Source organism: Pseudoduganella sp. S-14, from assembly GCF_049913285.1.
Classification (GTDB): domain Bacteria; phylum Pseudomonadota; class Gammaproteobacteria; order Burkholderiales; family Burkholderiaceae_D; genus Rugamonas.
In genome coordinates, this window is the sequence record NZ_CP183991.1 from 645,748 (window position 1) to 658,664 (window position 12,917).

14 protein-coding genes are annotated in these 12,917 nt (G+C 68.5%); 12 read left to right on the forward strand and 2 right to left on the reverse strand.

Annotation, left to right across the window (positions count from 1 at the left end):
* Positions 1–25: 25 nt before the first annotated feature.
* From ACN9MZ_RS02950 to ACN9MZ_RS03005, 12 genes are all read left to right on the forward strand, one after another.
* On the forward strand, positions 26–463 hold the full coding sequence (locus ACN9MZ_RS02950; protein ID WP_426340833.1) for an A24 family peptidase: 438 nt from the start codon (positions 26–28) through the stop codon (positions 461–463).
* Positions 464–528: 65 nt separating this feature from the next.
* Positions 529–1,818: an ATP-binding protein gene (locus ACN9MZ_RS02955; protein ID WP_426340834.1), complete on the forward strand. Its 1,290-nt coding sequence runs from the start codon at positions 529–531 to the stop codon at positions 1,816–1,818.
* A complete protein-coding gene (gene cpaB, locus ACN9MZ_RS02960; RefSeq protein WP_426340835.1) occupies positions 1,815–2,672 on the forward strand; it encodes a Flp pilus assembly protein CpaB in 858 nt (285 codons plus the stop codon). The genes ACN9MZ_RS02955 and cpaB overlap by 4 nt, the downstream gene beginning before the upstream one ends.
* 9 nt (positions 2,673–2,681) lie before the next feature.
* Positions 2,682–4,061: a type II and III secretion system protein family protein gene (locus ACN9MZ_RS02965; RefSeq protein ID WP_426340836.1), complete on the forward strand. Its 1,380-nt coding sequence runs from the start codon at positions 2,682–2,684 to the stop codon at positions 4,059–4,061.
* On the forward strand, positions 4,058–5,461 hold the full coding sequence (locus ACN9MZ_RS02970) for a pilus assembly protein TadG-related protein (protein ID WP_426340837.1): 1,404 nt from the start codon (positions 4,058–4,060) through the stop codon (positions 5,459–5,461). The genes ACN9MZ_RS02965 and ACN9MZ_RS02970 overlap by 4 nt, the downstream gene beginning before the upstream one ends.
* Entirely contained in the window at positions 5,458–5,895 is a 438-nt protein-coding gene (locus ACN9MZ_RS02975; RefSeq protein WP_426340838.1) for a hypothetical protein, read from the forward strand. The genes ACN9MZ_RS02970 and ACN9MZ_RS02975 overlap by 4 nt, the downstream gene beginning before the upstream one ends.
* Positions 5,885–6,445, forward strand: a complete 561-nt coding sequence (locus tag ACN9MZ_RS02980) for a TadE/TadG family type IV pilus assembly protein (RefSeq protein WP_426340839.1) — start codon at positions 5,885–5,887, stop codon at positions 6,443–6,445. Before ACN9MZ_RS02975 ends, ACN9MZ_RS02980 begins: the two co-directional genes overlap by 11 nt.
* A 22-nt stretch (positions 6,446–6,467) precedes the next feature.
* On the forward strand, positions 6,468–7,643 hold the full coding sequence (locus tag ACN9MZ_RS02985) for an AAA family ATPase (protein WP_426340840.1): 1,176 nt from the start codon (positions 6,468–6,470) through the stop codon (positions 7,641–7,643).
* 13 nt (positions 7,644–7,656) lie between these two features.
* Entirely contained in the window at positions 7,657–9,000 is a 1,344-nt protein-coding gene (locus ACN9MZ_RS02990) for a CpaF family protein (RefSeq protein ID WP_426340841.1), read from the forward strand.
* A 9-nt stretch (positions 9,001–9,009) separates the two neighbouring features.
* On the forward strand, positions 9,010–9,987 hold the full coding sequence (locus ACN9MZ_RS02995; RefSeq protein ID WP_426340842.1) for a type II secretion system F family protein: 978 nt from the start codon (positions 9,010–9,012) through the stop codon (positions 9,985–9,987).
* Positions 9,984–10,919, forward strand: a complete 936-nt coding sequence (locus tag ACN9MZ_RS03000; protein WP_426340843.1) for a type II secretion system F family protein — start codon at positions 9,984–9,986, stop codon at positions 10,917–10,919. The genes ACN9MZ_RS02995 and ACN9MZ_RS03000 overlap by 4 nt, the downstream gene beginning before the upstream one ends.
* Before the next feature lie 9 nt (positions 10,920–10,928).
* Positions 10,929–11,720 (forward strand): LytR C-terminal domain-containing protein, encoded by a 792-nt coding sequence (locus ACN9MZ_RS03005; RefSeq protein WP_426340844.1) that lies wholly within the window; start codon positions 10,929–10,931, stop codon positions 11,718–11,720.
* A 33-nt stretch (positions 11,721–11,753) separates the two neighbouring features.
* Here the strand turns inward: ACN9MZ_RS03005 and ACN9MZ_RS03010 are convergent, their stop codons facing one another.
* Both ACN9MZ_RS03010 and ACN9MZ_RS03015 read right to left on the reverse strand, forming a co-directional pair.
* On the reverse strand, positions 11,754–12,515 hold the full coding sequence (locus tag ACN9MZ_RS03010; RefSeq protein WP_426340845.1) for a GIN domain-containing protein: 762 nt from the start codon (positions 12,513–12,515) through the stop codon (positions 11,754–11,756).
* 34 nt (positions 12,516–12,549) lie between these two features.
* Positions 12,550–12,747 (reverse strand): hypothetical protein, encoded by a 198-nt coding sequence (locus ACN9MZ_RS03015; RefSeq protein WP_426167413.1) that lies wholly within the window; start codon positions 12,745–12,747, stop codon positions 12,550–12,552.
* Between the last annotated feature and the right edge of the window lie 170 nt (positions 12,748–12,917).

A 12,917-nucleotide genomic window follows, 5' to 3' on the forward strand; every position in this document is an offset into this window, starting at 1 on the left:
CGGCCTGGCAGCCAGCCTTTTTACCATGAGCGGACTCGAAATCATCCTGCTGTGCCTGGTGCTCCAGGCGGCAGTATCGGACCTGGCCTGGCGCCGGATACCGAACGCGCTGGTGGCGGCGGGCATACTGCTGGCGCTGGCACTCCACTGGTACCTGGGCGGCAACAGTGCGCTGCTGGCGCAGGGTCTGGCCGGCGCGGCAACGGGCCTGCTGTTGTTCCTGCCCTTCTATGCGCTGGGCGGGATGGCGGCCGGCGACGTCAAGCTGGCCGCCATGGCAGGCAGCTTCGTCGGACCGTGGCAGGCGTTGCAGCTTTCTCTGCTGAGCGCGCTGGCGGGCGGGGTGCTGGCGCTGCTCTGCCTGCAACTGGCGCGCTGGCGCGGCGCCAAGGGGGAAGGCATGCCGTATGCCGTGGCGATTGCGGCCGGCACCCTGGTCAGCGTTGCATTGGCGCATCGCTGACCTTTGCTCCGCCTCAATATCCATCCGGAAACCCATGGCTATCATCGGTTCAACAGGAGGTCACCATGATCGATTTTGCAGACGATGAACAGCCGTTGTTGCCCAGCCCGCCGCGCACGGTGCGCGACACCGGCCTGGAACCGGCCATGCTGGCCGAGCTGGCGGGCAAGGCCTTGCTGGGCGCCGGCAAATGCCACCTGTCAGTGCTGACCAGCCGCCTGCGCCTGTCGATCAATGTGCTGCGCGAAGTGCTCGATGGCCTGCAAGGCGAACAAGTGGTGGATGTGGCGTGGCGCGGCGATTCCGACATCGACGTGCAGTACCAGCTCACCGGCATTGGCCGCCAGCGCGCGGCGGAATGGCTTGACCGCGCGCCCTATGTCGGGCCGGCGCCGGTGCCGCTCGAAGCCTGGCGCGCCCAGCTGCAGCGCCAGGCCTTGCAACTGCCGCCGGTGCTGGCGGCCGACGTCGCCAGCGTGTTTGCCGACGACTGCCTGCCGCCGCGCATCCATGAACTGGTGGGCGCCGCCATGCATGCCGGACGTTCGGTATGCCTGTACGGGCCGTCCGGCAGCGGCAAGACCACCCTGGCGCGCAAGCTGGGCCGCCTGCTGCAAGGCGTGGTGGCGGTGCCGTATGCGGTGGCGGTAGGCAGTGCCATCGTCCAGCTTTACGACGCGGCGGTGCACCTGGCGCCCCTGCCTTTGCCGGGGCGGCCTGCCGGCGCGCGCAGCGGCGACATGCGCTGGCTGCTGTGCCAGCGCCCCGTGGTGCAGCTGGGCGCGGAGCTGGATGGCGCCATGCTGGACTTGCGCCACGATCCTGCCGGCGGCTGCTACCTGGCGCCGCCCCAGCTCAAGGCTTGCCACGGCCTGTTGATCATCGATGACCTGGGCCGCCAGCGCGTGCCGGCTGCCGCGCTGCTGAACCGCCTGGCACAATTGCTCGATAGCGGCACCGACCAGCTTGCGCTGCCTGGCGGCCATGCCTTCAGCGTGCCATGCCAGGCGGCGCTGGCCTTCGCCACCAACCTGGCGCCGCACACTCTGCTTGATGGCGCGGCGCTGCGCCGCATCGGCTACAAGGTGGCGCTGGGGCCGCTGCCGGAAGCCAGCTACCGCACCCTGCTGCGCCAGCAATGCCGGGCGCGCGGCATCGAGGCCGATGAAGCGGCGCTGGCCTACCTGGTCGGCGAGCTGCACCGGGGCAGCGGCCAGCCTTTGCTGGCCAGCCTGCCGCGCGAAATCGTGGCGCGCGTGGCTGAATTCGCCGGCTTTGCCGGCACCGTGCCGAGCTTGAATCCCGCCACGCTGGACCAGGCCTGGTCCAGCATGTTTGCCGGTGGTGCCGTATGAAGGGCCGGCGTGCCTTGCTGATGCTGTTCCTGGCAGCGGTGCTGGGCCTGGCCGCCGTGCTGCTGGCCGCGCGCTGGCTGCGCCAGCCCGCCACGTCCACCGTGCGCATCGCGGTGGCGGCGGCCGATGTCGGCCTGGGCCAGCGCCTGGCGCCGGACATGCTGGCGCTGGCCGAATGGCCGGCCGGCAGCATGCCGGCCGGCGCCCAGCGCGAGCCGGCGGCGCTGGCGGGCCGCGTGCTGAAAGCCAGCGTGCAACGCGGCGAACCGGTGACGGAAACCAAGCTGGCGCCGGCCGGCACGCTGGGCGGACTGTCGGCCCTGATCGCGGAAGGCAAGCGTGCCATCACGGTGCGCGTCAACGACGTGGTGGGCGTGGCCGGCTTTGCCCTGCCGGGAAATTTCGTCGACATCCTGGTGTACGCACCGGCGCAGCACAACGGCAGCAACGGCGTCAATGAAACGGCAGTGTCGAAGATCGTGCTGGAACGGATCCTGGTCCTGGCCGTGGCGCAGGAAGTGGCGCGCGACGACACCAAGCCGCGCGTGGTCAACGCCGTTACGCTGGAAGTCACGCCCGCCCAGGCCGAGCAGCTTGACCTGGCGCGCAGCGTCGGCACGCTGTCGCTGGCGCTGCGCAACCAGGTCGACCCGCAGCCGGGCGCCACGCCCGGCGCCACGCGCCAAAGCGTGCTTGGCACCGGGATGGCACCGGCCCTGGCAGCGACCTCCGCTGCCGCGCCAACAACTGCGGCGCCGCGCCTGGCGCGGGCTGCCTTGCCTCCCTCCGCCGAGCCGGCGCGCTATTGCATCGGCGTCATCGACGGCAACCGCAGCAGCAAGGAATGCCTGTGAGGAAGCGCCATGCGATCCGCACTTACCTGCCCGCCAGCCGCGCTGGCCCTGACCCTGACCCTGACCTTTCTCCCGGCCGCATCCGCGCTGGGCGATAACCTGCGCTGTGCCGGTTCCCCCGCCGTTCCCGGCAAGCTGGCTCTGGAACTCGGCAAATCGACCCTGATGCGCCTGCCCGGCACAGTGAGCGGGCGCAGCATCGGCAACCCGCACGTGCTGCAGGCAACGCTGGTGGCGCCCGATACGCTGTACCTGGTCGGCGCGGAAATCGGCAGCACCAACCTGATCGTGCAGGACCGGTCCGGCGCCTGCAGCGTGGTGGAGGTGGCGGTGGGCCTGGATGTCTCGCCGCTGCGCGCCAGCCTGGCGGAGCTACTGCCGCAGGAGCGCGGCATCAAGGTCAGCGCCGCGGCCGACGCCATTGCCCTGAGCGGCAGCGTGAGCGACGGCGCCACCCTGGCGCAAGTGCTGGACCTGGCGCAAGCCTTTGTGCGCCAGGCGCCGCAGCCGCTGGCGCGCAAGGAAGGCGCGCCGGCGCAAGCGTCGGCGCCTGGGCCGCGCCTGGTGAACCTGCTGGCTGTCAGCGCACCGCAGCAGGTCAAGCTGGAAGTCAAGGTGGCGGAAGTGTCGAAGACCCTGCTCGACAAGCTGGAAGCGGGCCTTGCGCTGCGCCATGCCGGCGGCAGCTGGACGGCGATGGTGCTGGCCGACTTCCTGAGCGGCACGCTGGGCAGCGGCCTGTCGCTGTCGAAATCGAACGGCAGCAGCGTGCGGCTCGAGGCGGAACGGCAGGATGGCCAGGTGCGTATCCTGGCTGAGCCGACGGTCATGGCCATGAGCGGGCAGGAAGGCAGTTTTCTCGCCGGCGGCAAGGTGATGGTGCCGGTGGCGCAGGAAAACAACCGCATCACGCTGGAGGAAAAGGAATTCGGCGTCGGCCTGAAATTCACCCCCACCGTGCTGGCCGGCGGCCGCATCAACCTGAAGGTGGCGCCGGAAGTCTCAGAGCTCTCGCGCGACGGCATCGGCGTCAGTAACGGCAGCTTCAGCGGGCGCGCCATCTTCCCGCTGATTACCACGCGCCGCGCCAGCACCACGGTGCAGCTGCAGGATGGCCAGAGCTTTGCCATCGGTGGCCTGATCCGGCATATCCAGGTCAACAACATCAAGGGCGTGCCCTTTCTCAGCGAGATACCGGTGCTGGGCGCGCTGTTCCGCAGCACCGACTTCCAGAACGACCGCAGCGAACTGCTGTTCGTGATCACGGCGCACCTGGTCAAGCCGGAGGGCGAGGGCGCGGGGCTCGATGGCGCGGCGGCGGCGGCGGCCCAGGCGCGCTACCGCAAGTCCTACAGCGAGCCGGCGCCGGACACGGGGGAACGCAAATGAAGCGCAAGCATGAGCGCGGCTCGCTGCTGGTCATGACGGCCCTGGTGCTGCCGCTGGCAATTGGCGTCTGCGGCCTGGCGCTGGAGCTGTCGATGGCCTTCCAGCGCCAGAGCCAGTTGCAGCAGCTTGCCGATACGGTCGCGCTGAGCGCGGCGCAGCAGCTGGACGGCAGCGCGAGCGGCATTGCCATGGCCGGTTCCGCCGCCAGCGTGGTGGTGGCGAACCGCCAGGTGCGCGGTGTCGGCCGGGTCTGGCTCAATACCGCCGTGCTGTCGTTTGCCGCGGGCCCGGACGGCCCCTGGCTGGAATACAGTGCGGCCCAGGGCGCGCCCGGCGACCTGCGCTATGCGCGCGCCGACATGGCCGAACAGGGGGAAGCCTTCACCATGCTGCCGGTCGCTTTCGGGCGCCTGCTGGGCGGCAGCGACGCCACGACGGTGGGAGCGCGCGCCGTGGCCGGGCCGAATGGCCTGCGCGTGCTGCCGCTGGCGATCTGCGCGCCGAGCAGCAGCGCGGTCGCCACCCGCTACAACGGCCCCGGCCTGGAAGAACGCATCGAGTACGGCCTGCGTTTCGGCGTCGCCTATAACCTGCTTGCCCTGAACCCGGCGCCGGGCGCCAGCAGCGGCGAGTACTTCCTGGTCGATCCGGCCAGCCCGCCCGGCAGCCCGGCGCTGCCGTCCAGCACCGACAGCAGCCAGGTGGCGCCGTTCATGTGCGCCGGCAAGCTGGCCTACAACTCGCTGGCCGGCGCGCTGCATGTGCGCCGCAACGCCGGCTTCGAGCTGTGGCAGCAGCTCAACTCCCGCTTCGGCAGTTACGGCGGCAGCGAAGGCTGCGACCCTTACGCGGCGCCGCCGGACAGCAATGTGCGCGAGTACCGCGGCGCCCTGGCGAGCTGGATCAGCAGCTACCCGCCGCAGGCTGCCGCCGCCGCCAGCACGCCTGCCGCCGGCAAGCCCCTGGCGAGCGTGGCCGACGGCGCCTATCCCCTGCCGGCCATCGCCCCGGCGCAGTACGGCACGCTGTGGGCCTACGGTCCCGCCAGGCGCAGCAACAACAGCAACTTCCAGTTCTCCCACTGGAACAGCCTGTATCCCGCGTCGCCGGCCTTCAGCGCTACCGGCACCAGCTGGCCAGCCGGCGGCGTGTACAACAACACCGGCTTCATGACCGCGCCCACCGGCTACCCGGGACGCAAGGACCGGCGCCTGCTCTACGTGCCCCTGCTGGCCTGCCCGCTTCCGGCTGGCGCGAATGTGGATGGCACGGTGCTGGCGGTGGCGCGCTTCTTCATGACGGCCCAGGCCTCGGCTACTGAAGTGCCGGGCGAGTTTGCCGGCATCCTCAGCGCGAAGGAAGTGGCAGCGCTGGCAACCGATGTGGAGCTGCTGCGATGAAGCGCCTGCGCTGCCGCGGCGTGGCCGCCATCGAGGCCGCCCTGGTCATGGCGGGGCTGGCGCCCTTGCTGGCGCTCGCCCTCAATATGGGACACCTGGCGATCGATGGCGCGGCGGCGGACCGGGCCGCCAGCAACGCCGCGCGCTTCCTGTCCCAGGTGCCGCTGGAGAGCCTGCGCGACAGCAGCCGGCGCGCCGTGGTGCTGGACAGCGCCCAGCAGATGATCGGCCAAACCCTGTCCGCGGCCAACATCGGTACCCAGGCATGGCATGTCGAGTTCATGTGCGATATCGGGCATTGCGACCAGCTGTTGCCGGGCATGGTCCCGAGCAAGATCGGCGTGATGCTGACCGTCGAAAGCCAGGCCGTAGTCGAACTGGGACATCCCGCGGTGAACCTGGTCGTGTACGCGGAGGTCGGCCGTGACAACTAGGACATCCCGCCGGCGCGGCAGCGCCACCGTCGAATTCGGCCTGGTATGCGCGGTGTTCATGCCCATGCTGTTCGCCATCTTCGAATACGGCCGCCTGCTGTTCGTGTGGAACACGCTGCCCGAAGTGACCCAACGCGCGGCGCGTGCCGCCGCGATCACGGACTTCAGCAACCCGGCAGCCATGCAGGCGCTGCGCCAGGCGGCGCTGTTTCGCAGCGATGACGGCGCGCTGCCGCTGGCGCCCAACGTCAGCAGCGCCAATATCCGCATCGAATACCTGTGGCAGGACGCCGCCGGCGTGCTGGCGCCGCTGCCGCTGCTGCCGGCTTGCCCGCTGGCCAACCGCATCAACTGCGCGCGCGATCCACATGGCCCGGCTTGCATCAGCATGGTGCGGGTGCGCCTGTGCGGCAGCGGCGCCGCTTGCCCGGCGCTGGCTTACGAGCCCTTGCTGCCGATGGTGCCGGTCCCGGACCTGATGCCTTCTGCCACCACCCTGGTGCCTGCCGAGTCGCTGGGCTACACGCCGGGCCAGGCACCTTGCCCCTGAACCTGCACGCAAAGGAGGTCCCATGAAAGCGCTGTTGATCAGCAATGACGAACGGTTGCAGGCGGAACTGGCGGCGCAGGGCTCGGCGCGCCTGCCGGCGCTGCAGCTGACAGCCACGCGGCGCGACCTGCGCGATGCGGTGGAGCGCCTGCTGCCGCAGCCGCCCGAACTGGTGCTGTTCGATGCCAGCGAGGTGGAGCCGGCCCAGGCCGAGCTGCTGGAACCGCTGGCGCGGCATTATCCCGATACCTCCTTTATCCTGCTGACGCGCGCGCCGCAGCACGAGTTGCTGATCCGCGCCATGCGCGTCGGCATGCGCGAAGTGCTGCACCTGCCGCTGGTGCATCGGGCCCTGCACGAAGCGCTGGACCGCGTCGAGATCGAGCGCGGCGTGACCGCGGTACGCGAGGGCAAGGCGCTGGCCTTCATTTCCTGCAAGGGCGGCAGCGGCGCCACCTTCCTGGCCACCAACTTCGGCTATGCGCTGGCGGCGCTGGCCGGGCGCAAGGTGCTGCTGCTCGACCTGCATGGCCAGTTCGGCGACGCCACGCTGTACGTGTCGGACCAGAAGCCGGCCATGACCCTGTCCGACATCTGCGGCCAGATCGGCCGCCTCGACGCGGCCTTCCTGGAGTCGTGCCTGGTGCATGTGGCGCCCGGCTACGGCGTGCTGGCGGCAGCCGACGACCCGGCGCTGGCGACCCAGATGAAGCCGGACCATATCGATGCCATCCTGCGCATCGCGCGCCAGCATTACGACTACGTGCTGCTGGACGTGGGGCGCCAGATCGATGCCCTGTCGCTGCGCGCGCTGGACCAGGCCGACGCCATCTACCCGGTGCTGCAACTGGCGCTGCCCGACATCCGCGATGGGCGCCGCCTGCTCGACATCTTCCGTTCGCTCGGCTATCCGCAGGAGCGCACGCGCCTGATCGTCAACCGCTACGAGAAGGGCGGCAAGCTGCGCCTGGCCGACCTGGAGCAGGCGCTGGGCGCCGACGTGCTGCATACGGTGCCGAACGATTACCTGTCCGCCACCGACTCGGTCAACCAGGGCATTCCGCTGCTGCAGCTGGCGCGCAGCAGCCCGGTGGCGCGCAGCCTGGCGGAGCTGGTGGAGGCGGTGACCGAGCGCCGCCTGCCCGAGAGCAAGGGCTTGTTCGACCGGCTGTTTGGCCGCGCCGAAACCGAACATTGATGGGGAGCCGACCATGAGCTTGCGAGAACGCCTGGCGCTGGGCGATGAAAAACAGCAGGCGCCGAGCGCCCCGGCGATGGCCGACGGCGCCTACCAGGAGCTGAAGAAGTCCATGCACCAGATGATCCTGGAACGCATCGACCTGGAGCGGCTGAAGCGCCTGACGCCGGAACAGTTCAAGCACGAACTGGCGCTGCTGGTGGCGCGCATCGTGGAGGACGAGCGCATCGTGCTGAACCAGGGTGAACGCCACAAGCTGGTGCTCGACATCCAGAACGAGATGCTGGGCTTCGGCCCGCTGGAGCCCCTGCTGGCCGATCCCGGCGTGTCCGACATCCTGGTCAATACCCACGCCCAGGTCTACGTCGAGCGCACCGGCCGGCTGGAACTGACCGGCATCAGCTTCCACGACAACACGCACCTGATGAAGATCATCGAAAAGATCGTGTCGCGCGTGGGCCGGCGCGTGGATGAATCAAGCCCGATGGTCGACGCGCGCCTGCCGGATGGCTCGCGTGTCAACGCCATCATCCCGCCGCTGGCGGTGGACGGGCCGATCCTGTCGATCCGGCGCTTCTCGGCCCAGCCGCTGTCGATGGAAAAGCTGCTGGAGTTCAAGAGCCTGACGCCGCCCATGTCGGAAGTGCTGAAGGCGCTGGGCCAGGCGCGCCTGAACGTGCTGATCTCCGGCGGCACCGGCAGCGGCAAGACCACGCTGCTCAACGTGCTGTCCGGCTTCATCCCGGCCAGCGAGCGCATCGTGACCATCGAGGACGCGGCGGAACTGCAACTGCGCCAGCCGCATATCGTGCGCCTGGAAACGCGCCTGCCGAACGTGGAAGGCAAGGGCGAAGTGACGCAGCGCGCGCTGGTGCGCAATGCGCTGCGCATGCGTCCCGACCGCATCATCCTGGGCGAAGTACGCGGGGCCGAGGCGATCGACATGCTGCAGGCCATGAACACGGGCCATGAAGGCTCGTTTGCAACGATCCACGCCAACTCGCCGCGCGATGCCCTGACGCGGCTGGAGAGCATGGTCGGCATGGCAGGCGCCAACCTGACGCCGCGTACCGCGCGCCAGCAGATCTGCTCCGCCATCACGGTGGTGATGCAGCTTTCGCGCCTGACCGACGGCACGCGCAAGCTGGTCAGCCTGCAGGAAGTCACCGGCATGGAGGGCGACACTGTGGCCATGCACGAGATTTTCCATTTCGAGCAGACCGGCGTGGATGCCCAGGGCAAGGTGCAGGGCCATTATTTCGCCACCGGCGTGCGGCCGCGCTTTGCCGAACGCCTGCGCATGTTCGGCGTTCCGGTGCCCGACAGCGTTTTCGATCCCGGCAAAGTCTACGAATAGGGGGCGGTCATGGATGTCGCCTGGACTGCATTTTCCGTGCTGCTGTTCGCCGCCATAATCTGCCTGTGCGAGGGCGTGTGGCTGTGGTGGAGCAGCACGCACGGCAACAGCGCGCAGCGCATCGCGCGCCGCCTGCGGTTGATGTCGGGCCGCGCCGAGGGCGCGGGCGGCGGCATCAGCATCCTCAAGGAGCGCCGCTACGCGAACTCGCCCGGGCTTGATGCACTGCTGCGGCGCATTCCGCACATCGGTGCGCTGGACCGGCTGCTGCTGCAATCGGGCCTGCGCTGGCAGGTGGCGCGCCTGCTGCAGGTCCAGGGCGCGTCCGCGCTGGCAGGCTTGCTGGCGCCTGCCGCATTGCATATGCCGCCGCTGCCATCGGCCATTGTCGGCCTGCTGTTCCTGGCGGCGCCGTTCGTGGCGCTGCGGCGCGCGCGGGCCGCACGGATACGCCGCATCGAATCGCAACTGCCGGAAATGGCCGACTTCCTCGCGCGCGGCCTGCGTGCCGGCCATTCCTTTGCCAATGTGATGCAGATGGCGGGCGACGAAGTGGCCGATCCGCTGGGCGGCGAATTCCGCGCCACATACGAGGAGGTGAATTTCGGCGTCACCATGCAGGATGCCCTGCACAATCTGGCTGCCCGCGTGCCGCTGACCGATTTGCGCTACCTGGTGATCGCGGTGCTGATCCAGCGCGAATCCGGCGGCAACCTGGCCGAGCTGCTGGACAATGTGTCGCGCATGACGCGGGCGCGCCTGCAACTGCTGGCGCAGGTGCGCGTGATGTCGGCGGAAGGCCGCATGTCGGCCTGGGTCCTGACCTTGATGCCGCTTGGCCTGATGGCTGCGATGCAGGTGACCAATCCGAAATACAGCTCGGTCCTGTGGCAGGACCCGAACGGGCAGCGCATGCTGTGGTACGGCGCCTGCGCCATGGCGGTGGGCATGGTATGGATGCGCCAGGTGATCAGGGTGCGCGTATGAGCGGCGCCGACCTGGGGAGCATCCTGTTCCTGCTGCTGGTGTTTGCCGTGGTGGCAGGCCTGGCGCTGTGGGCCATGCTGGCCCTGTCCAGCGTGCCGCTGCGCGAGCGCCTGAAATCCTTCGCCGGCGCCAGCGAAACGATGCCTGCACCCGGCCAGGGCGAGTGGATCGAAAAAGTGGCGCGGGTGGCGGAGCCGTTCAGCCGCCTGTCGCTGCCGGAAGATGGCTGGGAACAGTCGGCGCTGCGCACGCGCTTCATGAATGCCGGCTGGCGCCATCCCGCTGCACCAAAACTGTACTTTGCCGCCAAGACCTTGCTGGCACTGGCCTTGCCTGCGCTGGTGGCAAGCCAGGCGGGACGTAGCGGCAACCTGCTGCTGGCATTGTTTGCCAGTGCGGCCATCGGCTACTACCTGCCAAACGGCGTGCTGGCGCGCCGCGCCGAACTGCGCCAGCGCGACATCTTCGAAAGCCTGCCCGATGCGCTGGACTTGCTGACCATCTGCGTCGAGGCGGGCCTGAGCATGGAACGCGCGCTGGCAAAAGTTGCAGGCGAAATCCACATCAAGAGCCTGCCGCTGGCCCAGGAGCTGCAGCTGGTGCTGATGGAAATGCGCTCCGGCTTTTCCAAGGAGCGCGCCCTGCGCAACCTGGCCCTGCGCAGCGGCGTGGAAGATGTCGATGCGCTGGTGGCGATGCTGGTTCAGGCCGAGCGCTTCGGAACCAGCATGGGCGATTCCCTGCGCGTGCACGCCGACAACCTGCGCCGCAAGCGGGCCGTGGTAGCGCAGGAGGCGGCCGCCAAGGTGGCGCTCAAGCTGCTGTTCCCGCTGATCTTCTGCATTTTCCCGGCGCTGATGATCGTGTTGCTGGGGCCCGCATCGATCCAGATGAAAGCCGTATTCCATCCTGTGGCGCATAGTGCGCGTTAGGAGCTTGCCATGCGTAAGACGATCATTGCTGCCTGTGTGGGGGTGCTGGCGGCCTGCAGCATGCCGGTGCTGCCGCCGCCCCCCGCCATCGCGGCGGCCACGCCGGCTGCTGCGCCGGCGCCCGCTGCGCTGGCCAGCGACGGCCGCTACGAAGAGGCCATTGCGTTGCTGGAACAGCGTGCGCGGCGTACGCCTGGCGCGGCCTTGCTTGGCGACCTTGGCTACGCCTATTACCTGGGCGGGCACCTGGAGGAGGCGCGTGCCGCACTGGAACGGGCCTGCCTGATGGCGCCATCCAGCCCGGTTGCCTGGGAACGGCTGGCGGCGCTGCTGGAAGCGACCGGCGACAGCGGCCGCGCGCTGGAAGCAATGCGCCATGCGCGCCTGTTGCGCGAAGCTGCGAGCGAGCCTGGCGCGGGAACGCAGGCCGCGTCCGGAAGCACGCCCGGCAGCGGCCTTTGGCCGGCGGGCATGGCGCATGTCGACGTGCGGCAAGTCAGCGCCGGGCTGGTCGAAGTCGCGCGAGTGGAAGACAAGGCGCCGCCGCCGGCACCGCCAAACGCGCCCACGCGGCTGGAAGTCAGCAACGGCAACGGCATTCGCGGCATGGCGGCAGCGGTCGCGCAGCGCTTGCGGGCGGAAGGGATGCAGGTGGTGCGCCTGACGAACACCATTCCCTTCAACGTGGAACAGACACGGGTCGAAATACGCGGCAACGGCGAGCCGCAACTGCGCATCGTGCTCGGCAAGGACGCGGCAATAAAAAAGCCGCCCGGGGTTAGCGGGCGGCAAGCACCGTGAAACAACTCACGAGTTGGTAGGGAAACTTTGGCGTCAGTTCCAGGACACGCTGCCAAGGCCGCGTGCGGTGGACTGGCGGTTGGCCGGCTTGCCGTACACCGTTGCCGAACCCATGCCGGAGAGGCGCAGGTTGGCGGAAGTCCTGGCGTTGAAGGTGGCGCTGCCGAGGCCGGTCATGTCGGCGTCCACGCTTTCGCTTTGCAGCTGCTTCGCATCGAGGCTGCCGATGCCGCCCAATTTTGCGTAAAGCTGCTTGCTCTGGCCGGAGATCGCGATCTGGCCGGCGCCTTTCAGGTTCAGGTCCACCACGTCAGCCTGGGTATCGCTGACGGTCATGCTGCCCACGCCGGTCAGGCGTGCGTCGACTTTCTTGAAGCGCGAGGCCACGTTCACGGCGCCGGCCCCTTCCAGGGAGAGGCGAACTTCATCGCCGTCGAATCCCTTCACTTCAGCCGAGCCCACGCCGGCGGAGACCAGTTCGCGCAGTTGCGGCAGCGTCAGTTCAGCCCTCAGGTTGCGCGGGCCAATGTGGATGCCGCGCATGTTTTCGGTACCGATGCGGATGGTGTCGCCGTTCTGCGTCACCGTAATCTTTTGCAGGTAGCGCTTGTCGCCGGACAGCACCAATGCCGGTGCGCCTTGCTTCAGCTTCAGGTCTACCACGCCATCCAGCACTACTTTCACAGGGCGGCCGTCGACAGTGCGCGCTTCGGTGATGATCTCGTCCGCGCGGGCGGCGCCGCCGGCGGCGAACATCATTGCGGTCATCATCGTGGCGGTGAAAAGCTTTTTCATGTCGTGGCTCCGTGAAGTTTCGATTGCGTTCGAATTACAGTGCAGCTTTTTCAGCAGCGGTCAGGCGCTTGGCGGTGACGGTCACCACGGGCATTGCCTTGGCTTCGGCCTTTGCCACTACGGCTGCCGGTGCGCTGTGTTTCAGCGGGGTGGCGGCGGTGGCGAAGCCGGTTGCGCTGATCACGGCAACTGCTGCGAGGAAGATGTATTCCATGTTTTTGGCGATGTTCATTTTGCTCTCCATTCGGTTGGGTTAAGTTCATTTCGCGTTTCGTTGATTGAACTATAGATATGTGCGGTGTCCAGCACTACCGGTCTGCGACGAAATGCAGAAATGGCGACCTGAAATGCAGGAAAGCCGGTGTGACGAAGGCGGACGCCCGTGTGACGGGGGCTGTCGGC

Bases quoted from the DNA above. Each gene is read 5' to 3' on its own strand.
- ACN9MZ_RS02950 (WP_426340833.1), top strand. From the start codon at position 26: ATGAGCGGACTCGAAATCATCCTGCTGTGCCTGGTGCTCCAGGCGGCA.
- ACN9MZ_RS02955 (WP_426340834.1), top strand. From the start codon at position 529: ATGATCGATTTTGCAGACGATGAACAGCCGTTGTTGCCCAGCCCGCCG.
- cpaB (WP_426340835.1), top strand. From the start codon at position 1,815: ATGAAGGGCCGGCGTGCCTTGCTGATGCTGTTCCTGGCAGCGGTGCTG.
- ACN9MZ_RS02965 (WP_426340836.1), top strand. From the start codon at position 2,682: ATGCGATCCGCACTTACCTGCCCGCCAGCCGCGCTGGCCCTGACCCTG.
- ACN9MZ_RS02970 (WP_426340837.1), top strand. From the start codon at position 4,058: ATGAAGCGCAAGCATGAGCGCGGCTCGCTGCTGGTCATGACGGCCCTG.
- ACN9MZ_RS02975 (WP_426340838.1), top strand. From the start codon at position 5,458: ATGAAGCGCCTGCGCTGCCGCGGCGTGGCCGCCATCGAGGCCGCCCTG.
- ACN9MZ_RS02985 (WP_426340840.1), top strand. From the start codon at position 6,468: ATGAAAGCGCTGTTGATCAGCAATGACGAACGGTTGCAGGCGGAACTG.
- ACN9MZ_RS02990 (WP_426340841.1), top strand. From the start codon at position 7,657: ATGAGCTTGCGAGAACGCCTGGCGCTGGGCGATGAAAAACAGCAGGCG.
- ACN9MZ_RS02995 (WP_426340842.1), top strand. From the start codon at position 9,010: ATGGATGTCGCCTGGACTGCATTTTCCGTGCTGCTGTTCGCCGCCATA.
- ACN9MZ_RS03000 (WP_426340843.1), top strand. From the start codon at position 9,984: ATGAGCGGCGCCGACCTGGGGAGCATCCTGTTCCTGCTGCTGGTGTTT.
- ACN9MZ_RS03005 (WP_426340844.1), top strand. From the start codon at position 10,929: ATGCGTAAGACGATCATTGCTGCCTGTGTGGGGGTGCTGGCGGCCTGC.
- ACN9MZ_RS03010 (WP_426340845.1), bottom strand. From the start codon at position 12,515: ATGAAAAAGCTTTTCACCGCCACGATGATGACCGCAATGATGTTCGCC.
- ACN9MZ_RS03015 (WP_426167413.1), bottom strand. From the start codon at position 12,747: ATGAACATCGCCAAAAACATGGAATACATCTTCCTCGCAGCAGTTGCC.